Below are 24,941 nucleotides of genomic sequence, written 5' to 3'. Positions count from 1 at the left end.
ACATAATCAAATTTTATAATCAGTATTGATAAGGAAAAATTAGTATGAGTAAGACACAGTTCGTTAGCGTTGAAGGTCATCACATTGCATATCAAGAAGTAGGGGAAGGCACACCATTACTATTGTTGCATGGTATACCTACCAATAAATATTTATGGCGAAATATTATTCCTGAGCTTGCTAAATCACACAAAGTGATTGCGCCTGATTTACTAAATTATGGTGAATCAGATATGCCTGAAGATACAGATGTTTCTATTAATGCGCAGTGCAGAATAATTACCAAGTTTATGGACTCCCTTGGCATCACTAAAGCTCATATAGCAGCACACGATATTGGTGGTGGGATTGCACAGTTGATTGCATTAAATCACCCTGGAAAAGTGAACGGACTAATTTTAATCGACAGTATATGTTTTGACTCTTGGCCAATTCCAGAATTTGAACCATTACTTGAGCCTGGTATTGAGGAAAAAACAACGGTTGATGAATTTGTAAATACACTACAAGATTTTATGCCTAAAGGCGTATACGATAAAAGTATAATGACTGATGAACTAAAAAAAGTTTATTTAGCACAATGGAGTAACGAGCAAGGTAAAGCTGCATTGTTTGCTAATATGCGCCGTTTAAATAAAGAGTACACGCAAGCAATTGCAGGTGAACTTAAAAGCTTACCGCATGAGACCCTCATTTTATGGGGGGAAGAAGATAACTTTCAAAAACCTAAATACGCCCCCATGTTAGAGCAAACCATTCCTAACTCTTCACTTGTATGGTTAGAAAAAACAGGGCATTGGTGTTTAGATGAACAGCCTGAAAAAATAGCTCTATTAATAGGCGACTTTTTAAAAGGTAAAACGTTTTAAATCTTAAAGTTGTATATTAGCAATCTAACGAGGCAGTTATGCCTTGTTAGATTTATGGGCGTTCTATACTTAACTGAGTTAAAAACACGATATTTAAAGTAAAAATCCTACCTAAAATGTATCTGACATCAAAATTTGCTCAATATTAAGCCAGAAAATGTGTGTTTTTGGTGAGCTATTGTAGTTATACACCTTAGTGAAATCGATTAGCGGTCAATTTAACATAATGAAAATCTGTGTAATTTAACCTTTGTATTCAGAGACAGCTCGCCATTAGACCTTTGGTTATTAGCGCTGCTCAAGGTGATTAAAACTCAATTGATAGGTAGGGCGCTTGTATGTTTTTAACTTGTGCTTAATTAACACCAATAACCTAGGCTAATATTATTATTTTACTTTTATGTTTAAAAACATGTAGTTAATTAAATATTATTGTAATAATGAGCTGTTAATTTTCATCCTCTTTAAATTGAGGATATAACAATCAAGACAATAATAAAGGCATCAATAGTACTTACAGGTTTATGTTTCACTCATGGTGCAAACGCAGCTAATTGTTTACAAGGTTGCCCAACGGGCTTAAATAATGGCAACACAATTGAGCGAAGTATTTATACATTAAAAAATAATAGATATACAAAGTTTGCTGATTGGGTTGCATACCATGTAACTACCAAAACTATGAGTGGACCCTCTAGAAATAGAAGTTGGAAAGCTGATCCAGATTTATATTCCCACTACACGTTAGAACCTAGTGATTATACCGATGCGTACGCAACAATAGATACAGATAGAGGCCATCAAGTCCCATTAGCATCTTTTAGTAATACGGCTGATTGGAAACTAACAAACTTGCTTTCTAATATTACGCCGCAATCATCTGCATTAAATCAGGGCCCATGGGTTACGCTTGAAACCGCAGTGCGAAATCATGTTAGTAATGGCAATGATTTATACGTAGTAACCGGGCCGTTGTACGAATATTACTTTGCAGTATTACCGCAAGCTAATGAAGCACATACAATACCAAGTGGTTATTTTAAAATTGTGATGGAGCAGTCTGGTAGCACAATTAAAGCATCGGCGTTTATTATGGAACAATCAGCAAGCCGCAGTGATAATTTTTGTAATACGCAAGTAAGTATTGATGAAGTTGAATTACGTGCTGGTATTAACGTCATGCCAAATTTATCCTACAACAACGCGCAAACAATTGAATCATCAGTGTTTGGTTTAAGAACTGAGTTGGGCTGTAACTAGAAACTTAAATTATAAAAACATAAGCCTCAAATTGAAGTGTATTTATTTGAGGCTTTTAAAACTCATAGTTACAGACCTTAATTAAAATAGAGCTTTTTAAATAGGAAAACTAAGAACGCAAAAACCATTAAGTGATAATGTTTAATTTTATCCTTAGCCATTTGTTAACTTAAGTATTAGTTAACTAGAGAGTTGATAAAATTTATAATTTAGTTATTAATGGATATTACATTTGTAGGTGTAGCCAACTTAGATGAAATAATATTACCCATAATTTAAAACTGGCAATAATGATAATTAAAGAGTGATTACAAATATAAGCCAGATCTAGATAAAAACAGATGAAAATAGGGGTTATATACATAAAATAATGAAGCACTTTATCTTACTATTATAATAAACCACCTTATTTAACATAATATAAATTATAGGCAGTTAATGAGTATTTAAAAAGGAGTGTTAATAACACTCCTTCAATGTCCAATACTAGACGGTATCGGACATAAGCTAGCTTTATACATGTGTTTTATTAATTTAAAATTAGTGCTTCATGTAACTACTTACAACAGCTATAACAACTGTCTTGAATTCGTAATTTCTAAATAGCTGAAAAACTTAATTAAATTTATATATTCCTAATTATTTAAATACGCTGCTATACGAGTTTTAAAATTTAGCTGATTACTATTCAATACTTAACAACCTTTCTGCTGTGTATTCGTTAGTAATTAATCCGCTGATCATATTAGACCTAACAGCGCCAAGTATTGCTAAAACTTTATCTTCGCCAGCAGCAATTGCGTATACTTGTTTATTTTCTTCAATTTTTAAAGGCGTACTGGCAACACGTTGGTTTACCGTGCAATCAATTAGTTGGCCACTTTTATCGTAAACCCAGCTAATCATTTCGCCAACGGCACCCAAATTTTGTAGCTCTTTAAGTTCTTGCTCATCAATAAATCCATCAATATGCAGTGGCGATTTTTCACCTAAGCTACCTACACCTACAAATGTAACATCAGCTTTAGTAGCCAGTTTTAAGTTGCTGGTAATATTATGCTGTGCATGAAGTTGTTGTTTTTCTTCAACACTTCTTGGTAATACAGGCAATGGCATTGGATAATGCTTTGCATTGATATGCTCAGCCATTCTTACCACAACATCGTATGGTGACGCCGAACCATCAAGTGCCATATTACCAAGCATGGCCACTACTTTATGTTGGCTACAATCAAGTGTTGGTAATTCATCAACACAGGCACGTAACACACGCCCAGTTCCCATAGCTAATATTTTTGGTGTTTCTGATTTTAAATGGCGCTGAATTTCTGCCGCGCCAGCCTGTGCCAAACCAACAGTAGAATTTGGATCTGATCCGTCACTTGGTACCACTTCACATGACTCTAACCCAAAACGATTTTTTATTTTTTCAGCTAAATCCATACATTTAGCAATTGGGTGTTCAAGCCTGACTTTAATTAGCCCTTGGCTTACCGATAAAGCGACCATTCGCTGTGCAGATTGGCGAGATACATTTAGCTTTTTAGCTATTTCGTCTTGGGTTTTACCCGCAACGTAATATAACCACCCTGCTCTTGCTGCATCATCAAGCTTACGTATTTCTGTATTTGATAGCTTTGCCACTTAAACCTCTTAATATCAAAGGATTGTGTCCTTGGGTTCGATAATTTTAGATAAATTACTAAAATACACCGCAATTAATCATTTTATAATATTCGTAAATATATCATTGATTTATAAAATGCCGAAGTGTCACATTAACTTAATAACCAATACTTTATACGTAAACGTGAGAGTATAAAGTATTGGTGTATTTTTACGCTTTAAGGTGCAGCATTTTTAATAGTTAAGCCGTTTTTATCAAAGCGATGTACTTTATGCTCAGGCGCACTTAAGTAAATAGTATCACCGTATTTTAAAGGGCAATCGCCATCAGCTTTTACCGTTACTGTACTGCCATCTTCAATGGTTACATGTAAAAAGCTTTCAGAACCTAAGTGCTCTATAACACCTACAGTACCTTGCCAAGTACCAGAGTCAGTGGAAATTTCAAAGTGCTCTGGGCGTACACCTAAACTTTGTGTTTGCGCATTGCTATCGTTAGTTACATCAATAAAGTTCATTTTTGGAGAGCCAATAAAGCCCGCTACAAATTTATTTACCGGGTGTTGGTATAGCTCAAGTGGTGTTCCTACTTGCTCTATAATTCCACCATTAAATACTGCGATTCTGTCAGCCATTGTCATGGCTTCAACTTGGTCGTGAGTAACATAAATCATTGTTGTAGCTAAGCTTTTATGTAACTCAGATATTTCTAAACGCATATTTACACGAAGCGATGCATCTAAATTTGACAGTGGCTCATCGAATAAAAATGCCGATGGCTGTCTTACAATTGCACGCCCTATTGCTACACGTTGACGCTGACCACCAGATAATTGACCTGGTTTACGGTCTAAGTAGTCTGTTAAATTTAATATTTTAGCGGCGTTTGCAATTTTAGACTCTATTTCAGCTGGGCTTACTTTTGCACGTTTTAGTGGAAAAGCAATATTATTTCGCACACTCATATGCGGGTATAAAGCGTAAGACTGAAATACCATTGCCAAACCACGTTTAGCAGGTGGTGTGTGTGTTGCGTCTTGTCCGTCTATTTCAATATTGCCACTTGTTGTGTCTTCAAGCCCTGCAATCATACGTAAAAGTGTTGATTTACCGCAGCCTGATGGCCCAACAAATACAATGAATTCACCGTCTTTAATCTCTAAATCGAGCGGTTTTATTACGTTTACTTCATCAAAGTTTTTAGTTACTTTTTTTAGTGTGATGCTGCCCATGTGTGTTCTCCTACTTTACTGCGCCAAAGCTTAAGCCGCGCACTAATTGTTTTTGACTAAACCAACCCAGAATTAATATTGGCACAATGGCCATGGCAGAAGCTGCCGATAATTTGGCGTAAAATAACCCTTCAGGGCTTGAGTAACTGGCAATAAATGCCGTTAACGGTGCGGCATTTGCAGCAGTTAATATAAGTGTCCAAAATGCTTCATTCCAAGCCAAAATTACGTTTAATAGTAATGTTGAGGCAATACCTGGTAAGGCAATTGGGAGTAAAACATGAAATATTTCTTCGCCAATTGTTGCGCCATCCATACGTGATGCTTCTAAAATCTCCCCTGGGATCTCTCTAAAATAGGTGTATAACATCCACACCATTATTGGTAAGTTAATTAATGTCATTACTATGACTAAGCCAAGCTTGGTATCAAGTAGTGCAAAGTCTCTGAACAATAAGTAAATCGGAATTAACACACCAACTGGTGGTAACATTTTTGTAGAAAGCATCCACATTAATAGGTTTTTAGTTTTTTTAGTTTGCACAAATGCCATTGACCATGCTGCAGGTACGGCAATCATTAGTCCTAATAAACTTGAACCAAGTGAAATAACAACTGAGTTCCAAAAGTGATCAAAATAAGGCGAACGTGCTAATACATCTTGATAGTTTTCAAGCGTCCAATCGAATGCAAATAACGCAGGAGTTGCTGAAATAGCTTCCGCTTCTGTTTTAAAGCTTGTGATTAGTGTCCATAAAATTGGGAAGAAAATCATCCCACTGATCGTCCACGCAGCAAGGGTATAAATTATTTTTGATTGTTTGGTTGATGCAATAGCCATGAATTAACCCTCCAAGTTTTTGCCAATAAGGCGCATTAAAAATATGGCTACTATGTTGGCAATGATAACTGCCACTATGCCCCCTGCTGATCCGCCGCCCACATCAAACTGTAATAGCGATTGGGTATAGATTAAGTAAGTGATATTGGTAGAGGCATAACCTGGCCCGCCACTGGTAGTAACTAAAATTTCAGCAAATATAGACAGTAAAAAAATAGTTTCAATTAATATTACAGCGGTAACTGCACGTGATAAGTGCGGTAAAACAATGTAAAAAAACTTGCTAAAAGGCCCTGCACCATCTAAATCTGCAGCTTCTAACTGTTCACGATCCAACGACTGAATAGCAGTAAGTAAAATCAGCGCTGCAAATGGAAGCCACTGCCAAGACACAATAATAATGATTGAAAACAAAGGCATTTGTGCAAAAAAATCAATGGGGTCTAAGCCAAGCCATATTGCAAAGTGAGCAAATAAACCATTTACAGGGTTCATTAGCATGTTTTTCCATACTAATGCCGATACTGTCGGCATAACAAAAAATGGCGCTAAAACCATAATACGTACATAGTTCCGTCCCCATATTGCTTGGTCGAGAAGAATGGCTAACCCTATACCACCACAAATAGTGATGGCTAATACACCCGTTACTAGGTAAAGGGTGTTAAAAAATGATTCAAAAAATGCTGGATCAGTTAAAAAGAATTCATAGTTTAAAAAGCCTACAAATTCACGCTCTCCAGGTATAAGTAAGTTGTAATCTACAAATGAGAAATACAATGTCATGCACAGAGGTACTATCATCCAACCGAGTAATAAAATTACGCTAGGGAATAGCATCATGCGTGCAAGCGTACGTGATTGTGTCGTTGCCATAGTGTGGTGACCTTTCAAAAGTCAGCATTATCCCTAGTAAAGCCCAGTGTGGGCTTCACTATAATTCTTAGCTAATGCTGACATTAAATACGAGGTAAGTTGAGAACTTACCTGCCTACTGATTTATTTTGGGTAGCGAGCTTTTCGCATTGTGCGTTCAACTAAGCGTTGTGATGCATTGAGCGCTTGCTCAACGGTCATCTGCCCAGTGAGTGCAGCTGAAAATTGCTGCCCAACTGCGGTTCCAATTCCCTGAAACTCAGGAATGGCTACAAACTGAATACCAACATAGGGCACAGGTTTTACAGTAGGGTTTTTAGGGTCTGCTGAGTTGATTGAATCAAGCGTAATTTGTGCAAATGGTGCTGCACTCATATATTGCTCGTTTTCATAAAGAGATGCGCGTGTACCTGGCGGTACTTTTGCCCACCCTTTATTATCAGCAACTAACTGGCTGTATTCTTTAGACGTAGCCCAGCTAATAAATTTCATAGCTGCGTCGGATTTTTTACTACTCGATGGAATAGCAAGTGTCCATGACCATAGCCAGTTTCCGCGTTTGCCTAAGCCGTTATCAGGAGCGAGTGCAAAGCCCACTTTATCTGCGACCTCAGAGTCTTTTTTGTTAGTAACAAATGCGCCGGCTACGGTTGCATCAATCCAAATACCACATTTACCGGTTTGAAATAATGCTAAGTTTTCGTTAAAGCCATTTGCTGATGAACCCGCAGGGCCTGACTCTTTCATTACATCTACGTAGTATTGAAGTGTTTCTTTCCACTGTGGTGTATTAAATTGGGGTTTCCAGTTTTCATCAAACCAGCGTGCGCCAAATGAATTAGCCATTGAGGTAATTAATGCAACATTTTCGCCCCAACCTGCTTTACCACGTAAACAAAGACCGTATATACCGTCTTCTTTATTGGTCATTGCTTTTGCTGCTTTTTGAATAAAGCTCCAGGTCGGTGCTTTTGGCATTTCAAGGCCTGCTTTTTCCATCAGATCAGTACGATACATAACCATAGAGCTTTCACCGTAAAATGGTGCTGCATATAATTTGTTATCTATCGTTAAACCACTACGAATGGCAGGCAGTAAATCATCAACATCGTAGTTTTCGCCTAAATCATCAAGCTCAGTTAGCCAGTTTTGTTTTCCCCAAATTGGCACTTCATAAGTACCAATAGTCATTACGTCGTACTGGCCACCTTTTGTCGCTACATCGGTAGTTACACGTTGGCGTAAAATGTTTTCTTCAAGTGTTACCCATTTTAATGAGATGTCTGGGTATTTTTTTTCAAAGTTATTACTTAACTCTTTCATGGTGATCATGTCACCATTATTTACAGTTGCGATGGTAATGGTTTCTTTTGCGGCGGCATTACTCATTGCCATAACACCGCATGCTAGCATTAATAGTTTAGTTTTCATGGGGGAACCCTCAAGAATATGTTAAATAAGACGCTTAAATAAATTAAGTGCTAAACGCCCTACTAAATAAAGCGATAAGCAATAACCATCATCTTTAAAGGATGATTATTGCCATTAAAAGCAAGCTAACACTTGCTCCTTATTTAAAATTTAACTGAGATTTCTGAGGTGAATCCATCAAAACCAGTACCAATTTGGCCACCGGAGTTTGCACCTTCTTCTTGGTTTACATATTCAACTTTTAGAAGAGTGCTGTCGTTAAACCAGTAACCTGCGGCAACTTGTAAACGCTCAACGGTGTTATCGTTTTGAGAAATAAGATCTGAAGTGTTTTCAGCTTCTGCGTAACGTGCTGCTACGTAAAGTTTTTCTGGAATAATGTATTGCTGAGCTTCAACAACATAATATTGAACTGAGCTTTCGCCCTCAATTACGCTATTAGAGTCATACGTTGTTCCGTTTGCATCTGCAACACCACTTGCGTTACCAAAGTAAGTAATGCCTGCGACTGCATTACCTGCAGCATCTGCAAAAGTAAAATCGTCTGATGATTTACCAAGCATTAAAATAACACTTGTTTGAGGAGATGGTTGGTACGCTAGGTTTAACTGAATGGTTGTTTGATCAAGACCAGGCATAACACCTACGTGGGTATCACGTTCATTTGAAGGTGAAGCTGAGAAGTTGTAGTTTTCACCATCACCAAAACGGTAGTTCGTAGTAGTTACACCATCAAGGCTTGCTACACCATTTTCAAAGCGTAATTGGTCACCTTGATTTGCTTGAAGATAGTTAAGGCCTGCTTTAAAACCACCTTCAAATTCTAATGTACCTTGAAGGCGGTAATTATAACCTCTGTCTTCTTGAAATGCTTCGCCAAAACTAGAAGTAGTAATATGGCCAGTTACATTGTAAGAGCGGATCAAGCCACTATCATAGTTTTTTGTGTAGCTTAATTGCGCGCCGTTTTCAGCAGTTGCATAATCGGTCATGCCGTTACCAATAAGGGCATTACCTTGGTTATCTGCACCGTCTTGAAAGCCTTTAAACTGAAATGGTGAGCCACCAATGTTACCTAAACGAAGCGTAAGGTTTTCGTTTTCACGTATGTTATCGGTCAAGCCAAATAAATCAAACTCAACACCCGCGAAGTCATTATGAAACGAAAAGTCACGATCCTCGCCACCAAAGTCATTTGGCTCTTCAGCAATGTCTATATCTGCAGTAATAAATTCGTTGATATGAAATTTCAGCATTAAGTTGGCACGGATGCGACCAAAACCAGACGATTGTTCTTCGTCTTCAGGACGAAAAGCACCATCTTTAGCTTGAATCGACTGAAAGTTTTGCATAGCAAGAAAGTTAACTTCAAGTCGATCTAAGTAATCTGAAACTTCTGCTTGGGCAGGAGTAGATGCTGCCATAGCAGCTGCAATTAAACTAACTGCAAATTTAGTTTTTTTATTATTTAACATATTAAACTCTCTATAAAGTGTGTTGTGTCTGTTCAGGGAGTTGAGTCTATGTATCTGTACAATGCATTGCTGTGTAGGCAATTACAGATTAATGGGCATTGGCTCAACTGATGGGCATAATCACAAATAGATTTTATTACGTCAACGAATATTTATTACAAAGAATTTACAACACGTGTGAAAATATTATTTAATATATTTATATCAGTAAGATAGCTTAATTTAAGTGAGCAAATAAATTTATATATGTGACTAAGGTCTTACATTATTATGAATAAACAGCTGCGTTTTAATGTAGTGACAATTGCTATTGCTAAATTTTAAATAAAGTACCAAAGGGTCTAAATCACTGTTAGCCAGCCACTAAACAAACCTCTTATACTTGAACTCCTATAAAAATAACTTAATGAGGTCATTAACAACTACATAACTATAAATGTTAATATCTTAATATTTTTTGCTGTGTTCTTGAGCTTATGGGAGGCTTAGCTTAGTATTGAGTAACTTAAGATGTATTTAAATTAGAAGTAACAACATATGGAATTTGTTCGCCCGTTAGAGCCTATCCTCATTATTGATGATGTTAAGGAAATCCGTGATTATTTAAATCAAATATTAACCGAATTAGGCTTTGAAGATATTTTAGAAAGTGCGGATTTTAGCTCTGCTAAGCCTGTAATGAATAAAAAATCTCCAAGCGTTATATTTGTCGATGTCGACCTACCTGACTCTGATGGCACTGATATTTTAGATTACATTAATACTACCTACCCACACACTCACGTTGTTATGTGTTCTGGCCATAATAATTTAGAGAATGTACAAAACACCTGGGAACTGGGCGCTAAAGGCTTTATAGCAAAACCTTTTAATGCAAAAAAAGTAGATACGGTAATGAAGCGTCTTGAATTAATAGAATAGTAATAAGGTTAGCATGCAAAGTACTGTAACAAGCATAATTGAAGATCTGTCGAGTGTTATTTTTGGAAAAAAAGAGCAAATAAAACTGGCTTTAACCTGCTTGTTTAGTCAAGGGCATTTACTAATCGAAGATCTGCCTGGGATGGGAAAAACAACGCTTTCGCATGCACTTTCCGCTGTATTAGGGTTAACCTATCAACGTGTTCAATTTACAAGTGATCTATTACCTGCCGATATTATAGGCACTAATGTATTTAACTCAAGCGAACATAGTTTTACGTTTCATAAAGGGCCAATTTTTAGCCAAGTCGTTTTAGCCGACGAAATTAACCGCGCAGGCCCTAAAACACAGAGCGCTTTACTTGAGGCAATGGAAGAGCAGCAAGTAACCGTTGATGGCAAAAAATACTCCCTACCCGATCCTTTTTTTGTGATTGCCACTCAAAACCCACTTTATCAGTCAGGAACTTACCCTTTACCAGAGTCTCAACTTGACCGTTTTTTAATGCGTATTAGTTTAGGCTTTCCTCCAAAAGAAGCTGAAAAGCGCCTCATTTTAGATATGCAAAAACGAGACTATAGCCAGCTGCCCCAGCGTATTAATCAGCAGGAATTAGCTCAAATTCAAGCGCAAATAAGCGACTTAACACTCAGTAGCCCAGTGGTTGACTACATAATTGAACTGGTCAATTACACTCGAAAAAGTAACGCATTTGCAGCGTCTTTATCTCCTCGAGCTAGCATGGCGCTAGCTAAAGCAGCAAAAGCCTGGGCTTATATTGACGGACGTGACTTTGTAATGCCTGAAGATGTACAAGCTATTTTTGCAAGTGTGTGTCAGCACCGCTTAGGTTTACATAATGAATCTGGGGATGAGCAAGTAAATAGTATATTAAAAGCTGTTATGGTACCGGTATAAGCTTTATGCCAAAAAAAGTAGCTAAAGGCCCTTCTTTATTTAAGTCATTTAAAACTCGTGTATTTAATAAATTATTAAAAAATAAGCATCTAAAAAATACTATTACATTAGAACATAAAACAATTTACGTTTTACCTTCATCACTTGGTTGGTATTTTATAGTTGTAGCTGTATTAAATTTTGTGATGGGTATTAATTATCAAAACAATTTAATTTTGATAATGGCCTACTTAATGTTTGTTGTAATTATAATTGCTGTACTTATGGGTTATAGCAACGCAAAAGGTTTAACGGTTAAATTTAAAGACACGTTTAATAGTTTCTCACCTCAAAAACCTCAAATAAAATTTGAATTACAAAGCCCTACTGTGTGCCAATCAGTAAGCTTAACCTACCAAGGTACAGTACAAACTAGTCAACACGTTGATGAGGTAACTAGTAATACTCAGCTACTATCACTGCCTTTACCTTATTTTTTACGGGGTAAATACGACGTACAACGAATTAAAATTTCAAGTAACTACCCTTTTGGTTTAGTAAGTGTATGGAGCTACATTCAATTACAAACGTACGTATTTGTATATCCATCACTTGAAAAGGTGTTAAGTGATGCTCACGTTAATGCGTTAGATGAGCAAAGTGATAATGGTATAGCTAAAGAAGTTGGCAGTGACGAATTTGAATCTCTCTTGCCTCACTTACCAGAAATGGGGTTACATAGAGTATCGTGGAAACATTATGCTAAAACGCAGCAACTTTTAGTAAAAGAATTCGTTGATTATAAAAAAGCGAATGCCCTATTTGATTTTACTTTTATGAATGGCGACACAGAGCAGCGTTTGAGTCAGTTATGTTTTTTAGTTTGCGAAGCAAGTGAGCAAAACACGCCTTTTATGTTAAAACTCCCAGGTAAAATAGCTAATACCAATACCGGACTTGAGCATAAGCAACATTGCTTAGCATTATTAAGCACATTTAAAGGTGGTGTGTAGTGCACGAAATTAAAAACGAAAAAGTTATTAATTACTCCATGTGCTTTATTTATGCATGTTTAGTCATATTTTTTATTGCTCATCTACCTGTTGTTTTTATAAGTGTTTTGGCTGTTATTTGTGCGTGGAACTTTTACTTAACCTATAACAATAAACCTAAGCCTAATTCTATTTTCGCAAACATACTTGCAGGCGCTGCATTGGTATTAATGTTATTTAGTGTTGGAATGTCCGATACTGTTATTTTGTTTGTAGCCATGCTGATGCTTTCGAGCTTGTTTAAATTACTGCAAGCTAAAACTAAAAAACATTACCACGTAATTACAACACTTACGTTTTTCTCGCTTTCGTCCGTTTATTTATTTAACCAAAGTATTTTAACCACACTAACGGTGAGTGGTTTATACATTTTAAATTTTGCGGTACTTGGTTTATTAGAATCAAAACATAATTTAAAAATAGCCTCTAAGCAAAGTGGTAAATTGCTATTATTAGCACTGCCCTTGGCAATATTCTTATTACTGTTTTTACCTAAAATGCCAGCATTTTGGCAATTACCAGGGCCAAAATTAGCTAAAACGGGGCTTTCTGAGCAGGTAGACCCCTTTGATATTGCAAAACTTTCTAACTCTGATGAGCTCGTCTTTAGAGCAACGTTTAATAACTCAGCGCCGAGTGCTCCGTATTATTGGCGTGCAATAGTTCATGATGAATTTAACGGCAACGCATGGCTTACGTCTGACTTTTTAAAATACAATAATTTAAAATCAAACTCTAAAAATGATTTCGATGAGCAATTTATTGCAAGCTACTCTGTTATAGCCGAGCCTGCTTCTCAAAAATGGCTTTATGGACTCTCTTATTCACGTAGCGATTCGCAAAATGTTGAAACAAATACCTTGGGGTTATTGCGTAAAAAAAACTACCAGGCAAAAAGTTTACAGTACGATGTAACTAGTTCACGCTTCACTAGCACGCCTCTTACTGACTTCGAAAACAAGCGTTACACTTACCTCACTCATAAAAAAAATGTTAAAGCGGCTTCACTCGCTAAAAATTTAAAACAAAATACACAAACAGATCGCCAGTTTTATAATCAGCTATTACAGTATTTTGTAGATAACAAGTTTACTTATACTTTAACGCCAACGCCTATGAGTGGCGATAACACAATTGATCAGTTTTTATTTGATAATAAACGAGGCTTTTGCGGCCATTATGCAAGTGCCGCTGCGTATATTTTCAGAAGTGCGGGTATTCCAGCACGTTTAGCAAGTGGGTATTTAGGCGGAGAATTAAATTTAGATAACAGCACCCTATCCGTTCGCCAATACGATGCACACGCTTGGGTAGAAGTATATATACACAATGAAGGTTGGGTTATTTTTGATGCAACAGCAGTAGTAGCACCTGAACGTTTAAACGGATCGCTTTCGCAAAATGAAGCGCTAAATACAGAGTTTAAAAGTAATTTAGATTTTGGCTTAGTTAGCTTAAGTAACTCCCCTGGTATTAATTGGCTGCGCTTAGAACTTGAAAACCTTGACTACCAATGGTCTAGTTGGGTATTAGGTTTTGATAAACAAAAGCAAAATGATTTTTTAAAATCGTTATTTGGCAGCCGTAATATTTGGTTGGTACCGCTAATAGTTTTACTTACTAGTGGAATATGTTTTTTAGCTTATTTTGTTTATTTAAACTTACCTAAACGTGCTACTAAATTAGCGCCTATGGTTAAAGAGTTTTACGAAATACAAAAATGGGCTCAAAAACACAATATTAAAACGCCAGATCACTTAACACCAAGCCAACAGTTACAAGTATATATGGAACAATCCCCACAATCTGCGCAATCAATAAGCGCATTTAGCCAGTTATTTAACCAAGTGCGTTATGGTAAAAAATCGTTTACTAATGAACGTAAAACTCAGGCTAAAGATCTGATAAAATTAATTAAAACATCCAAATAGAGAAAACTATGAATGCTGTTGTTATAGGCGTTATTTTAATGCTGGGGCTATCATTGGCCCGTGTAAATGTAATTGTTGCAATGACAATTAGTGCCTTAGTTGCAGGCTTAACTGCAGGCTTGGGCATAAAAGAAAGTGTTGATGCATTTAATTCAGGCCTTTCAGCCGGGGCTGAAATTGCACTAAGTTATGCCATGCTCGGCGCGTTTGCAGTCGCTATTTCTAAGTCTGGACTAACACGAATCCTTGCCGACAAATTATTAGATAAAGTAAATGCAAAAGGTAGCACTAACCAAACGTTTTTGAGCTACTTTATTTTATTAATTATTTTAGGGTGTGCTATTTCTTCACAAAACTTAGTACCAGTACATATTGCGTTTATCCCTATTTTAATACCTCCCTTACTTGTTGTTTTTAATCAATTAAAATTAGATAGACGCGCAATAGCATGTATTTTAACGTTTGGATTAGCCACCTCTTACATGGTACTACCTTATGGTTTTGGTGGTATTTACTTGTACTCAATACTGCATAAAAACTTGGTTGATAACGGACTTAATATAGTAAATACACAAGTACCAATGGCTATGATTATTCCTGCAATTGGTATGTTTATAGGCTTACTCATCGCGGTATTTATTACATATAGAAAACGCCGCGAATACAATGCAATGCCTTTAACTACGCAAACCAAAAATTCAGACATTGAAAACCCTAAAAAAGTAGTGATAGTTGGCTTATTTGCAGTGCTTTCTTCACTAGTTGCACAAAATTTAAGTGGCTCAATGATATTAGGTGGCTTGGTCGGTGTAATGATATTTAGTGTATTTGGTGTAGTTAAATGGGAAGAAAATGGCGACGTATTTAGCAAAGGCGTTGCGATGATGGCCATGATAGGCTTTATTATGATTTCTGCACAAGGCTTTGCGTCTGTTATGCAAGCAACCGGCGACGTTGCAAGTTTAGTTCACAGCGGTGCCGCTCTTTTTGATGGCAATAAACCATTAGCTGCAGGTGTTATTTTGCTAGTAGGCTTATTAATAACAATGGGAATTGGTAGTTCTTTTTCAACAGTGCCAATTATCGCCACCCTATTTGTACCTTTGTGTTTAGATTTGGGTTTTTCAGTTATGGCTACTACAGCCCTTGTTGGTACAGCTGGCGCGCTGGGTGATGCAGGCTCTCCCGCATCAGATTCAACACTTGGACCAACATCAGGTCTAAATGCTGACGGCCAACACGATCATATTAGAGATTCTGTTATTCCAACCTTCATCCACTTTAACATCCCACTGATTATATTTGGTTGGATAGCCGCCATGGTACTTTAAGTAAGCTTTAAATGAGGTATGGGTCGGCCATACCTCACCTACCTTCTTTCACTATCTCATTGATAGAATTTTTTATGCAGCTCAATTGTTAAGATTATCTCATATATAAAATTAGTATGATGTGTTCTTTTTGAGTTAAATATAAGTACCATAAAGGTACTTATATTTAACTCAATAACTGTAACTATATAGCCAAGTTATTCTTTAAATCCATTGAGCATTTTATCGCAAACTACTGGTGTTGGCCTGTGATCGTCATCAACTGCTACAAATGTAAAGCTACCGCTTATAGCTGAGTGCTTATCATCTTTATGCATTGTCTCTAATAAAATATCTACATCTACCTTTAAGCTCGTATTACCAACATGCACTACTTTTGCTATTAACTCTGCAAATGTACCCGCCGGTATTGCTTCTTTAAAATCAACACGGTCAGAAGAAATAGTCACTAACGGCTTTCTACAAAAACGAGTAGCTGCAATAAAAGCCACCTCGTCCATCCAAGCTAAAGCATCACCACCAAAAAGTGTATTATGGTGATTAGTACGACCCGGAAACACGGTTTTAGTAACCGATGTAGTTGAATCTTCTATTCGTTGTGCAATTACACCATCACGCTCAATGTTAGTCATAGTCTCTACTTTTTATTCGCAAGAGTATCTTGCATTAGTAATGCTGGATCTAGGCGCTCACCCTTCCAGTTAAAACGCCAATCTAAATGTGGGCCAGTAACACGGCCTGTTGCACCAATTTCAGCGACTTTATTACCTTGAACAATTTTATCACCTACTTTTACATCTAACTTACTTAAATGAATATATGTAGAGGTAACACCGTGTCCATGATCAATAATTAAAGTACCGCCTGAATAATATAAATCAGGCTCAGCATATACTACAGTACCACTTATTGGCGCATACACAGGGGAACCTGTTTTATTAGCTATATCTAACCCAAAGTGAGGTCTGCGTGGTTCGCCATTAAAATAACGCTGGCTACCGTAAACACCCGAAATACGCCCTTCAGCAGGCTTTAAAACAGGGTCTAAAAAGTATTCTAAGTCTGAATTTACTTCGCGCGCTTTACGCACGGCTAAAGCTTCGCGGCTAATTCGAGCGCTTACTTCTTTTGGTGGCGACACATACTTTTTTGCCACACCCGTAATTTTGTCAATTTTATAATCGCGCTTTGTTATTGCTATCTGTTGAGTATGCTTTTTTCCAGAGCTGTCTATCCACGTTAACGTATGAGTTGTATCTGCATCACGGCCAAAGCCAAATACAAAGTCACCGTTTTTAGAAAGCTTTAACTCGGTGCCATCAAAATTTACCGATTTTGCATTATCTAATTTACCGGTAACTAAACCACCTTGCGTAAGGTGTCCTTTTAGTTCAAGCGCCATTGCGTTAAAACTTGAAGAGGAAATAAGTACAGTAGCCAAAAGTGTTTTAAGCATAACTAATCGATCCTTTACCAACGCCTTCATAAGCCGTTATTTTTACGTCTTTATCAGGGTATTGAGCTTTTACTTGGCCAGCTACGTGCTCAGCAATACATTCAACCGTAGTATCAACAGGTAAAATGTCGCAGCGAGATTCACTAATAGCCATTTCAAAATAGCCTTGAGCAGATGTATAGGCAAAACATACGTCATCAGATTTAGCTGATACGTGTTTTAAATCTTTAGCGTCAATTTGATCTTCACTGGTGGCTAGGTAAATATCTTCCCACTTTTGAGACCATTCTTTTTGCAGGCGAGGCATAGAAATACCATCAAGGCTAATACCAATTTGAGAACGATGGCCATGAATAATACGCTGACAATTACCATCGTGCTTTTTAAGCCCATGACTGTAATGATAATAAAAACTTTGGCTATGCTCTGGTTTGAGTTCAAGCTCAATTTTTTCAATGTTATCTGGTAATTTAGGTAAAATAGTCGCAATTAAAAATTCTGTTACCGATTCAACATTTACTTGCTCTGCATCTATCATGCAATAAGCTTGATGAGGAGCACTCATTGCTAAATGCTTGTTATCACCAAACGTGCAATCAAGTGTTTTGTGATTTTCAAATTCATTAACTGAGCCTGTAAGGCCTGATGGAATAGCTAAACGATGATCAATACAGTCATCAATAATGCCTTTGATTTGCTTTTTAACTAAGCCAAAGTCTAATACCATAGACTCGTCGTTTAGCTTACCGTGCAAAGTTAGATCAACAATCCAGCTCTCGCCAACGGCGCCGCGTTTGTTACATAAGTAAGAAAAATCAATCACTGTTAGTGAGTTAACAAAAAGGATCATAAACTTCCTTTAAACTGGTTATAAGTCAGGGGTAATTATAATGATTTCTGATTGTAATTGCGCGGTTTTATAGTGCAAAAACCAATCGCGCTGATTGATTGGTGATAAAACACCCAATAATTTGATTTTTTAACTGCTCCGAGTTGTTTAGCGTACAAGTGTACGCTAAAGTACTTGGCAATTTCTAAGCGAAGATAAGTGTTATGGAACCTAAAAATAGCTATACAAAAGAAGAGTTGATCCTTTGTGGTCAAGGTGAAATGTTTGGTGAAGGCAACTGCCGCTTACCAAGCGACAACATGTTAATGATGGACCGCATTACTTCTATTACTGCTGATGGCGGAAGCCATGGTAAAGGCGAAATTATTGCTGAGCTTGATATTGACCCGAGCCTTTGGTTTTTCGATTGTCACTTTAAAGGTGACCCTGTAATGCCTGGTTGTTTAGGCCTAGATGCAATGTGGCAGCTAGTTGGCTTTTACTTAGGTTGGTCTGGTGGCCCTGGTCTTGGTCGTGCACTAGGTGTGGGCGAAGTTAAATTTACAGGCCAAATATTACCAACCAATAAAAAAGTAACTTACCGCCTTGAAATGAAACGCGTAATTAAACGTAAACTGTTTATGGGCGTAGCAGATGGTACTGTTGAAGTAGATGGCCGAGTGATCTACGAAGCAAAAGATTTAAAAGTGGGCTTATTTCAAGACACTAGTGCGTTTTAATTCATTTAATTGCTAAACAAAAAGGCCTCTATTTGGAGGCCTTTTTGCTTTAATTCGGTTGTAACTAATTAGGTTTTGTACATGTTGCGGTTTTCAATCGCTTCACGCCAACCTCCTAACCATTCTGACTTAGGATCGATTTGTTGATAAGGGCACAGCTCTTTAGAGCGACCAGCTAAACCTGCTTTAAAACCTTGAGAATGAGCTCTTTCTAAACGATCTCTTTTCTGTCTCTTCATCGGTAATATCCTCACCTTTTTATTTGTATATTTTTTGTAGCATTAGTGAAATCTACAATTAATGAATAGTTAATAAAAATGTAAAATTCAAATAGCAAAAGCAATTAAATTGTTTGACATTAACTAAGCTGCTGATGCAAAAATGAATTAACATTTAAAAAAGTAAGTGGTCATACAACATTTAATTTGACCGGTTTTATGCTAAATATAATGCGACTTAATAATCGCTAAAATGTACTTAAGTACACAAATTACGACTCGCCTATTTTCACTTAGTTCCAAACAAAATTGTAACTATGACATTTTTATTTCTAGCTAGTAAGAATTCTATTTTGAATTAATTTTGTACAATTTAAATTTATACTTGATTATTTAAAGTCGATCGGTCTATATTGTATTTAACAAAAAACAACCAGTTTAATTATCTATGCAAAGTAATGATCAAACGCGTGTAAGGCGTGGCCGCCCACCTAAAGTACCACGTGAAAACGCAGACACAAAAGCACTTTTAATAAGAACAGGGCTTGAAACACTTACCGAGTTTGGCTTTAGTGCTACAGGCTTAGATACAATTTTAAAAAAAGCAGCGGTCCCCAAAGGCTCTTTTTATCACTACTTTAAAAGCAAGGAAGCGTACGGTATAGCTTTAGTAGATGCCTACGACAATTACTTTATAACAAAACTAAATCGTTATTTAAAAGATGAGGCCACGCCCCCTTTAGAGCGCATTGTTAATTTTACGCAAAGTGCTATAAAAGGCATGCAAAAATACGAATTTAAACGTGGTTGTTTAGTTGGCAATTTAAATCAAGAGCTTAACCACTTAAGTGACGATTTTAAAATACGCTTAATGCAAAGCTATGTTACGTGGCAAAAACACCTTGAGCTATGTTTAAACCAAGCAAAACAACAAGGCACTATTGCTAATAACGTTAACACCTCCTTGATGAGCGAGTACTTTTGGATTGGTTGGGAAGGTGCGGTTATGCGCGCTAAACTTACCAAAACAAGTACCCCACTGACTTTGTATACAGAAATGTTTTTACGCGCATTACTAACTTAATGTGCTTTTTTATTCACACATTAAAAGACGATCGGTCTAAAAGGATACCTCATGAGCAACCCAATTAAAGCCGTTGTTATTAACAAAGACGAAAATAACTATAGCGCTACTTTAACAACTATCGAAAACAGTGATTTACCAAACGAAAATGTATCGATAGATGTGCTTTACAGTACGCTTAACTATAAAGATGGATTAGCTATTACTGGCAAAGGCCCTGTTGTGCGAACCTTCCCAATGGTGCCTGGCATTGACTTAGTAGGGAGTGTTACTGAGTCCACCAGCGATGAATTTAAAAGTGGCGATAATGTTATTTTAAATGGCTTTGGTGTTGGCGAAAAACATTGGGGTGGACTTGCTCAAAAAGCAGCACTAAATAGTGATTGGTTAATTCCTCTTCCCGCTACAATTTCACCAAAGCAAGCTATGCAAATAGGCACCGCAGGATACACTGCAATGCTCAGTGTTATCGCGCTTGAAAAACAAGGTATTACTCCAAGCTCAGGCGAAGTACTCGTAACCGGTGCTAATGGTGGTGTGGGTAGCTTTGCTATTTATTTATTAAATCAACTTGGCTTTAGCGTAACGGCTGCAACAGGCAGATTAGATCAAAGCGATTATTTAAAAGCGTTAGGGGCTTCGCAAGTAATACATAGAAACGAGCTTTCAAACCCAGGCAAACCATTACAAAAAGAGCGCTTTGCTGGCGCAATAGACTCTGTAGGAAGCCATACACTCGCCAACATATGTGCCTCATTAAAATATGGTGGCGTTGTTACAGCATGTGGACTCGCCCAAGGCATGGATTTACCCGCATCAGTTGCGCCTTTTATTTTACGTGGTGTATCGTTAATTGGTATTGATAGCGTAATGCGCCCTAAAGCTGATCGAGTAGAAGCGTGGAATAAATTAGCCACATTAGTTAAAGCAGATTACCTTGATAAAATCTCTAGTGAAATCACGCTAGATCAAGTAATTGATAACGCTGAGTTACTTATGCAAGGCAAAATTCGTGGCCGTGTAGTAGTTAATTGTCAAAGTTAGGCTAATTATCCTGTTAAAGCCTCGGTATTAAATTTATAATACGCTTTGTATTTTTAATAACGAGGCAACACCTATGAGCAACCAAGAACTTTTCAGTAATAATCCACTGCAAGGCGTAAAATTAGAACAAGTGGTTGAAGAGCTGGTTGAACAATATGGGTGGGAACTTCTTCACGCTTATTTGCAACTTAATTGTTTTAAAAACAACCCAGACATTAAGTCTGCTGTAAAATTTTTGCGTAAAACCCAATGGGCACAAGAAAAGGTAGACAATTTTTACCTTTACCGCCTTAAAAACTTACCTAAACCGGACGATGTTCAGTATGAGTTGCCACCACGCGATAGAGTGATCCCTGAGGATCACAAACCAGGTGAACCGTGTGAGCTTAGCTTTAGTGATGCAAAACGTATCATGGAAAAAAAGGCAACTAAACAACGTGCCCGCGCTCGTAAACAACGCTCAAATGCAAGCAACCCTTGGGGTAACTAAGCTTTAGTTAAAACTTTAAACTAAAAAGCCAATTTATATTGGCTTTTTTTATGGGTAAATTTTGCTTAAGTAGTAAATTGTATAAAGCGAGTGGCTTCTATATTAATAGCCTCTTTTTCTCCAAAAATCATTTTCAGAGCCTTGTTGTTCAAGCGCTATATTAAACGTTTTATCTGCAATAACTTTATTATTTAATGTAAGCGTTAATCGCCAATCACCGAGTTTATTTTCAATAGGCTCCCACAATGTATCACCTAAATAAAAGTGCCAGTCGTTGTCTTTAACGTATACAACTCCATCAAACGGAGCCATTACCTCGCCCTCTTCATTGGGTATATCAGGATGATAAATACAAAAATGGAGCTTTTCGCCTTTGGCTTTTTTAATATTAACTATTAAGCCAAACTCCACATCAAGTTTGGCAGTAACATTAGTTGTAAATTGCTCAATTTGCGGTAACGCTTTGCTTTTGCTATCCCACGTTGAATAAATCCCATAACTTTGAATAGAAACCTCAGGTTTAGACTTTGCCATAACTTATATTAATTACCGTAGAGTGCTAATAAGCTGATTTTATAACAGTTAAGTCAATAGTAAAATCCGACTCATTACTAATCTGTTTAATGTTGACTTATTTTTACACATTACTTGCACAATATTATTTAAAAGTGACTTATCTAAAACTAATAACTTTTGATAATGAACAAAACTGCCCTTTACCTAAGCTCAAAGTCTAAATATGTGAAAATGCTATTCGTTGTTATGCTTTGCTTACTATTTATAGATACAAGCATTGCGAATGAGAATAAATATAACGCAGTACTTAACATCGAAGATGACACTATTTTTATTAGCGCTACCCTTCCTGTATCAGTGTTTTACAACGTAGATAATAACCAGAATGGCATAATTTCTATTGATGAATTTAATACACATAAAAGAAGGATAAAACGAAAAATACACACGCACTTATATTTAAGTAATCAACTTTATAAATTTACTGTTAAAGACCTTAAAATCACCCCTAACGTAGTAAAAGTTAAAAATGCTGGCATTAACACTCTAGCCCTAAGCGGTAAATTTACGATGTCTATTATTACAAAAAGCTTAAAATTAAATATGAAATTATTTAGTCAAAATAAGCCTTATAGCAGCTACTTAATCACTACAAAAAGCAACCAAAAATTGTTACATCAATTTACGATTTCTCAAAGCTCACCTTTTAACTCGATATTTAATGATGAGTTGTAAATAATAAAAAGTATTGAGTTTAAAATTAATAATGCTCTGTTTTGTTATAGATTCAACTTTGCAAAAGCTTTGGATTCTTAGGAAAAAAGTGATCGCCTTGTTTAGCACATAGCTCAAACTCGCGGGTATTTTTATAAGGTAGTTTCATAAACCCAGCAACCCCCACATCAGTAATATTAACGGCGTATTGCATCAACTTATTAAGTAGGCGCTTAAATTCTACCTCTTTAGTAGAGTCTAATAGTCGGTAGTAATGGTGAATCTTCATTCTATCGGGCAAAGCTTCAAAAATAATACACCCTGTATGATGAATCTGATTTAGCTCAAATACGCATTTAATCACTTTTTTAGGCAACTGCAGTTGCTCGTCTGGGTCTTTACCATCTTCAAAGTAGGAATGTGGTCGAGTTATTTCATTTGCTTTCATGCTTACTATTTCGTAATCAAGCTCTGGTAAGCTATCAAATTTAAATGCCCCGGTACCGTCCCGCTCTAATTGAATTGTTTTACGTGCATCAAACAAACAACATTTAAAAAGCCCCTTTTGGCTAATACCTTGTGCAAGCATTACCGTGTTGTTTATTGCATCTGTAAATGCATTTGTGAGTGTTTCGTCGTGCATAATAAGTGACGACTCAACAAATAAAGAGTCATCTTTCCAATGAAAACTCAACCCCCCTACTACAGGGTATTTAGCTAAACGGCTAATAGACGCTAAAAAGGCCTTTTCGGTATCGCCGGTATCGAACAAAAATTCTTTATAATAACGGTCAAGCTGTGCATCGTTTACATCTAATAGCTGTTGTTTATGATCTGCTTGGCGTAAAAACTGTTTACGTGAGCTATAAACTACCGTGTCAGGCTTATCGCCATCACCAAACCAATATGGGATAGCAGGTCGTGACTGTTGGGGTTTTATTTCTGGTAAATAGGCTTTGGCCATAGTGGTAATATTACGCATAAAGTAATCGCCTGCACCATCACGCTCTTCTTTATTTTTCGAAAGCATGCCATCAATCACTTTAGCCAGCTCTTTAGGTAGCCCTAAACTACTCGCAGGAATAGCTTGCGCGCCAAAACGACATGATTGCGCCGAGGCGAGCGCATATAAAGTTGCTGCTACACCTTGCTCATCAAAACGCGGAGATGACTGTTCCCCCGACATTTGTGCTTCGCCAATAAAGTACACATCCCCCATACGCGCATTAGTTGTACTTAAATCTCCCGACATTAAATCCATAAAGTTACTGGCAATAGGCTCACCGTTACTATCAACCTGTGCATAAACAGAGCTTCCCCAATCAACAAGTGAAAGCGCATCGGTTTTTTCATCCCACACAAGGTTAGAAGGCTTAATATCGCCATGCACAATAGGCTGCGGGCTAATACCATTTTTATGGCTACGTAAATCAACTAAAACATTACGAAGTCTCAAGGCAAGCGCCATTATTTGCGCCGCACTAAAGCGCCCTTTTTTTAAAGATACTTTTTCAAGGTCTTCGCCAATCGCTCGTGCCATCATTAAAATGCCTTGCTTTTTAATGCGCTCAAAGGCGTAAAAGCTGGGCACTAACGGATTGTTAATTTGTGAGAGCATATACGCTTCGTCTTCAAGGCGATCGCGTACACTTTGGGCAAGCGTAATACGCGAGAACTTAAAAACCCAAGGTAAGCCGTTATCGTCATCACCGGCAAACACAAAGCCAAAGGCACCAGAGCCTATCATTTCTACATTTTTGTAACCAAGTAACGTTAATTGTTTAATACAAATGTTAAGCCACTGACGATGCTTTTTAGCATCGCGGTGCGAAAGCAAATAAACAGATTGCTCTTCGTTAATGTAAAAATTGCGAATTTCTTTGGCTTTCAATACAGACTCTCTAATTGAGTGATTTGTGTAGAATTTTTTAACACGCTGATTATTAGTTTTATATAAAGATATTACAATAGCTTGCAACGTAGTTTTTAAATTACAAAACAGAGTTTGTGTTTAAATAATTACAATTAAACAACAAATGTTGCATCCAAAAAATTTACTTAGCCGTATTTAATTTAACAGCACTGAATAGTAAGCATATTAAATAGG

The 24,941-nt window shown here is 37.0% G+C and carries 24 protein-coding genes; 12 read left to right on the top strand and 12 right to left on the bottom strand.

The features are described 5' to 3' along the window. Positions 1-44 precede the first annotated feature (44 nt). Both J8L71_RS04060 and J8L71_RS04055 read left to right on the top strand, forming a co-directional pair. Positions 45-869 carry an alpha/beta hydrolase gene (locus J8L71_RS04060; RefSeq protein WP_210999387.1) on the top strand — a complete coding sequence of 275 codons (825 nt, stop codon included), beginning with the start codon at positions 45-47 and terminating at the stop codon, positions 867-869. 483 nt (positions 870-1,352) lie between these two features. Continuing rightward, positions 1,353-2,129, top strand: a complete 777-nt coding sequence (locus J8L71_RS04055; RefSeq protein WP_210999654.1) for a DNA/RNA non-specific endonuclease — start codon at positions 1,353-1,355, stop codon at positions 2,127-2,129. A 684-nt stretch (positions 2,130-2,813) separates the two neighbouring features. Here the strand turns inward: J8L71_RS04055 and J8L71_RS04050 are convergent. The 6 genes from J8L71_RS04050 to J8L71_RS04025 form a co-directional block, all read right to left on the bottom strand. Then, positions 2,814-3,773: a sugar-binding transcriptional regulator gene (locus J8L71_RS04050; protein ID WP_210999386.1), complete on the bottom strand. Its 960-nt coding sequence runs from the start codon at positions 3,771-3,773 to the stop codon at positions 2,814-2,816. Positions 3,774-3,973: 200 nt separating this feature from the next. Then, the gene (locus tag J8L71_RS04045) at positions 3,974-4,987 is read right to left on the bottom strand and encodes an ATP-binding cassette domain-containing protein (RefSeq protein ID WP_210999385.1); all 1,014 of its coding nucleotides are present in this window, start codon (positions 4,985-4,987) and stop codon (positions 3,974-3,976) included. A 10-nt stretch (positions 4,988-4,997) separates the two neighbouring features. Beyond that, the gene (locus J8L71_RS04040; protein WP_138682298.1) at positions 4,998-5,828 is read right to left on the bottom strand and encodes a carbohydrate ABC transporter permease; all 831 of its coding nucleotides are present in this window, start codon (positions 5,826-5,828) and stop codon (positions 4,998-5,000) included. A gap of 3 nt (positions 5,829-5,831) precedes the next feature. After that, entirely contained in the window at positions 5,832-6,704 is an 873-nt protein-coding gene (locus tag J8L71_RS04035) for a sugar ABC transporter permease (RefSeq protein ID WP_210999384.1), read from the bottom strand. A 123-nt stretch (positions 6,705-6,827) separates the two neighbouring features. Continuing rightward, positions 6,828-8,135, bottom strand: a complete 1,308-nt coding sequence (locus J8L71_RS04030) for a sugar ABC transporter substrate-binding protein (RefSeq protein WP_210999383.1) — start codon at positions 8,133-8,135, stop codon at positions 6,828-6,830. 143 nt (positions 8,136-8,278) lie between these two features. Continuing rightward, complete coding sequence (locus J8L71_RS04025) at positions 8,279-9,610, bottom strand: hypothetical protein (protein ID WP_210999382.1); 1,332 nt, start codon at positions 9,608-9,610, stop codon at positions 8,279-8,281. A 537-nt stretch (positions 9,611-10,147) separates the two neighbouring features. Here J8L71_RS04025 and J8L71_RS04020 point away from each other — a divergent pair. The 5 genes from J8L71_RS04020 to J8L71_RS04000 are packed head-to-tail and all read left to right on the top strand — an operon-like array spanning position 10,148 to position 15,743. Continuing rightward, positions 10,148-10,531, top strand: coding sequence for a response regulator (locus tag J8L71_RS04020; protein WP_210999381.1), 384 nt, complete (start codon positions 10,148-10,150; stop codon positions 10,529-10,531). A 13-nt stretch (positions 10,532-10,544) separates the two neighbouring features. Beyond that, on the top strand, positions 10,545-11,450 hold the full coding sequence (locus J8L71_RS04015; RefSeq protein WP_210999380.1) for a MoxR family ATPase: 906 nt from the start codon (positions 10,545-10,547) through the stop codon (positions 11,448-11,450). A 5-nt stretch (positions 11,451-11,455) separates the two neighbouring features. Beyond that, the gene (locus J8L71_RS04010; protein ID WP_210999379.1) at positions 11,456-12,442 is read left to right on the top strand and encodes a DUF58 domain-containing protein; all 987 of its coding nucleotides are present in this window, start codon (positions 11,456-11,458) and stop codon (positions 12,440-12,442) included. After that, entirely contained in the window at positions 12,442-14,412 is a 1,971-nt protein-coding gene (locus J8L71_RS04005) for a DUF3488 and transglutaminase-like domain-containing protein (RefSeq protein WP_210999378.1), read from the top strand. Before J8L71_RS04010 ends, J8L71_RS04005 begins: the two co-directional genes overlap by 1 nt. Before the next feature lie 8 nt (positions 14,413-14,420). Continuing rightward, positions 14,421-15,743, top strand: coding sequence for a Na+/H+ antiporter family protein (locus J8L71_RS04000; protein ID WP_210999377.1), 1,323 nt, complete (start codon positions 14,421-14,423; stop codon positions 15,741-15,743). 197 nt (positions 15,744-15,940) lie between these two features. On the opposite strand, the gene J8L71_RS03995 is transcribed toward J8L71_RS04000, so the two are convergent. From J8L71_RS03995 to J8L71_RS03985, 3 genes are read right to left on the bottom strand one after another with little or no spacing between them, the layout of a single operon-like run. Continuing rightward, a complete protein-coding gene (locus J8L71_RS03995) occupies positions 15,941-16,375 on the bottom strand; it encodes an acyl-CoA thioesterase (RefSeq protein WP_210999376.1) in 435 nt (144 codons plus the stop codon). 5 nt (positions 16,376-16,380) lie between these two features. Further along, a complete protein-coding gene (locus J8L71_RS03990; RefSeq protein WP_210999375.1) occupies positions 16,381-17,199 on the bottom strand; it encodes a M23 family metallopeptidase in 819 nt (272 codons plus the stop codon). Beyond that, positions 17,192-18,049 carry a 6-carboxytetrahydropterin synthase gene (locus J8L71_RS03985; RefSeq protein ID WP_210999374.1) on the bottom strand — a complete coding sequence of 286 codons (858 nt, stop codon included), beginning with the start codon at positions 18,047-18,049 and terminating at the stop codon, positions 17,192-17,194. The genes J8L71_RS03990 and J8L71_RS03985 overlap by 8 nt, the downstream gene beginning before the upstream one ends. 203 nt (positions 18,050-18,252) lie before the next feature. Here J8L71_RS03985 and fabA point away from each other — a divergent pair, with 203 nt between their 5' ends. After that, positions 18,253-18,768: a bifunctional 3-hydroxydecanoyl-ACP dehydratase/trans-2-decenoyl-ACP isomerase gene (fabA, locus tag J8L71_RS03980; RefSeq protein WP_058550023.1), complete on the top strand. Its 516-nt coding sequence runs from the start codon at positions 18,253-18,255 to the stop codon at positions 18,766-18,768. Between the two features lie 68 nt (positions 18,769-18,836). Here the strand turns inward: fabA and rmf are convergent, their stop codons facing one another. Beyond that, entirely contained in the window at positions 18,837-19,007 is a 171-nt protein-coding gene (rmf, locus tag J8L71_RS03975) for a ribosome modulation factor (RefSeq protein WP_004586522.1), read from the bottom strand. A gap of 427 nt (positions 19,008-19,434) precedes the next feature. Here rmf and J8L71_RS03970 point away from each other — a divergent pair, with 427 nt between their 5' ends. From J8L71_RS03970 to J8L71_RS03960, 3 genes are all read left to right on the top strand, one after another. Continuing rightward, on the top strand, positions 19,435-20,070 hold the full coding sequence (locus J8L71_RS03970; protein WP_210999373.1) for a TetR/AcrR family transcriptional regulator: 636 nt from the start codon (positions 19,435-19,437) through the stop codon (positions 20,068-20,070). A 51-nt stretch (positions 20,071-20,121) separates the two neighbouring features. Continuing rightward, a complete protein-coding gene (locus J8L71_RS03965) occupies positions 20,122-21,114 on the top strand; it encodes an MDR family oxidoreductase (protein ID WP_210999372.1) in 993 nt (330 codons plus the stop codon). Positions 21,115-21,187: 73 nt separating this feature from the next. Further along, on the top strand, positions 21,188-21,604 hold the full coding sequence (locus J8L71_RS03960; protein WP_210999371.1) for a VF530 family protein: 417 nt from the start codon (positions 21,188-21,190) through the stop codon (positions 21,602-21,604). Between the two features lie 102 nt (positions 21,605-21,706). On the opposite strand, the gene J8L71_RS03955 is transcribed toward J8L71_RS03960, so the two are convergent. Further along, positions 21,707-22,138 (bottom strand): DUF3859 domain-containing protein, encoded by a 432-nt coding sequence (locus tag J8L71_RS03955; RefSeq protein ID WP_210999370.1) that lies wholly within the window; start codon positions 22,136-22,138, stop codon positions 21,707-21,709. A gap of 165 nt (positions 22,139-22,303) precedes the next feature. Between J8L71_RS03955 and J8L71_RS03950 the strand changes: the two genes are divergently transcribed. After that, a complete protein-coding gene (locus J8L71_RS03950; protein WP_210999369.1) occupies positions 22,304-22,855 on the top strand; it encodes a hypothetical protein in 552 nt (183 codons plus the stop codon). Positions 22,856-22,907: 52 nt separating this feature from the next. Here J8L71_RS03950 and J8L71_RS03945 read toward each other — a convergent pair whose 3' ends face one another. Then, entirely contained in the window at positions 22,908-24,725 is a 1,818-nt protein-coding gene (locus J8L71_RS03945) for a serine/threonine protein kinase (protein ID WP_210999368.1), read from the bottom strand. Between the last annotated feature and the right edge of the window lie 216 nt (positions 24,726-24,941).

The sequence above is a fragment of the Pseudoalteromonas sp. MMG007 genome, assembly GCF_018100985.1.
In the GTDB taxonomy this organism is placed as follows: Bacteria; Pseudomonadota; Gammaproteobacteria; order Enterobacterales; family Alteromonadaceae; genus Pseudoalteromonas.
This window is presented reverse-complemented; position numbering and strand designations above follow the sequence as displayed.

Coding starts and splice junctions, on each gene's coding strand:
- J8L71_RS03955 (WP_210999370.1), bottom strand. CDS start 22,138: ATGGCAAAGTCTAAACCTGAGGTTTCTATTCAAAGTTATGGGATTTAT.
- J8L71_RS03985 (WP_210999374.1), bottom strand. CDS start 18,049: ATGATCCTTTTTGTTAACTCACTAACAGTGATTGATTTTTCTTACTTA.
- rmf (WP_004586522.1), bottom strand. CDS start 19,007: ATGAAGAGACAGAAAAGAGATCGTTTAGAAAGAGCTCATTCTCAAGGT.
- J8L71_RS03950 (WP_210999369.1), top strand. CDS start 22,304: ATGAACAAAACTGCCCTTTACCTAAGCTCAAAGTCTAAATATGTGAAA.
- J8L71_RS04040 (WP_138682298.1), bottom strand. CDS start 5,828: ATGGCTATTGCATCAACCAAACAATCAAAAATAATTTATACCCTTGCT.
- J8L71_RS03960 (WP_210999371.1), top strand. CDS start 21,188: ATGAGCAACCAAGAACTTTTCAGTAATAATCCACTGCAAGGCGTAAAA.
- J8L71_RS04030 (WP_210999383.1), bottom strand. CDS start 8,135: ATGAAAACTAAACTATTAATGCTAGCATGCGGTGTTATGGCAATGAGT.
- J8L71_RS03995 (WP_210999376.1), bottom strand. CDS start 16,375: ATGACTAACATTGAGCGTGATGGTGTAATTGCACAACGAATAGAAGAT.
- J8L71_RS04025 (WP_210999382.1), bottom strand. CDS start 9,610: ATGTTAAATAATAAAAAAACTAAATTTGCAGTTAGTTTAATTGCAGCT.
- J8L71_RS04010 (WP_210999379.1), top strand. CDS start 11,456: ATGCCAAAAAAAGTAGCTAAAGGCCCTTCTTTATTTAAGTCATTTAAA.
- J8L71_RS03965 (WP_210999372.1), top strand. CDS start 20,122: ATGAGCAACCCAATTAAAGCCGTTGTTATTAACAAAGACGAAAATAAC.
- J8L71_RS04045 (WP_210999385.1), bottom strand. CDS start 4,987: ATGGGCAGCATCACACTAAAAAAAGTAACTAAAAACTTTGATGAAGTA.
- J8L71_RS04020 (WP_210999381.1), top strand. CDS start 10,148: ATGGAATTTGTTCGCCCGTTAGAGCCTATCCTCATTATTGATGATGTT.
- J8L71_RS03990 (WP_210999375.1), bottom strand. CDS start 17,199: ATGCTTAAAACACTTTTGGCTACTGTACTTATTTCCTCTTCAAGTTTT.
- J8L71_RS04035 (WP_210999384.1), bottom strand. CDS start 6,704: ATGGCAACGACACAATCACGTACGCTTGCACGCATGATGCTATTCCCT.
- J8L71_RS04015 (WP_210999380.1), top strand. CDS start 10,545: ATGCAAAGTACTGTAACAAGCATAATTGAAGATCTGTCGAGTGTTATT.
- J8L71_RS03970 (WP_210999373.1), top strand. CDS start 19,435: ATGCAAAGTAATGATCAAACGCGTGTAAGGCGTGGCCGCCCACCTAAA.
- J8L71_RS04000 (WP_210999377.1), top strand. CDS start 14,421: ATGAATGCTGTTGTTATAGGCGTTATTTTAATGCTGGGGCTATCATTG.
- fabA (WP_058550023.1), top strand. CDS start 18,253: ATGGAACCTAAAAATAGCTATACAAAAGAAGAGTTGATCCTTTGTGGT.
- J8L71_RS04060 (WP_210999387.1), top strand. CDS start 45: ATGAGTAAGACACAGTTCGTTAGCGTTGAAGGTCATCACATTGCATAT.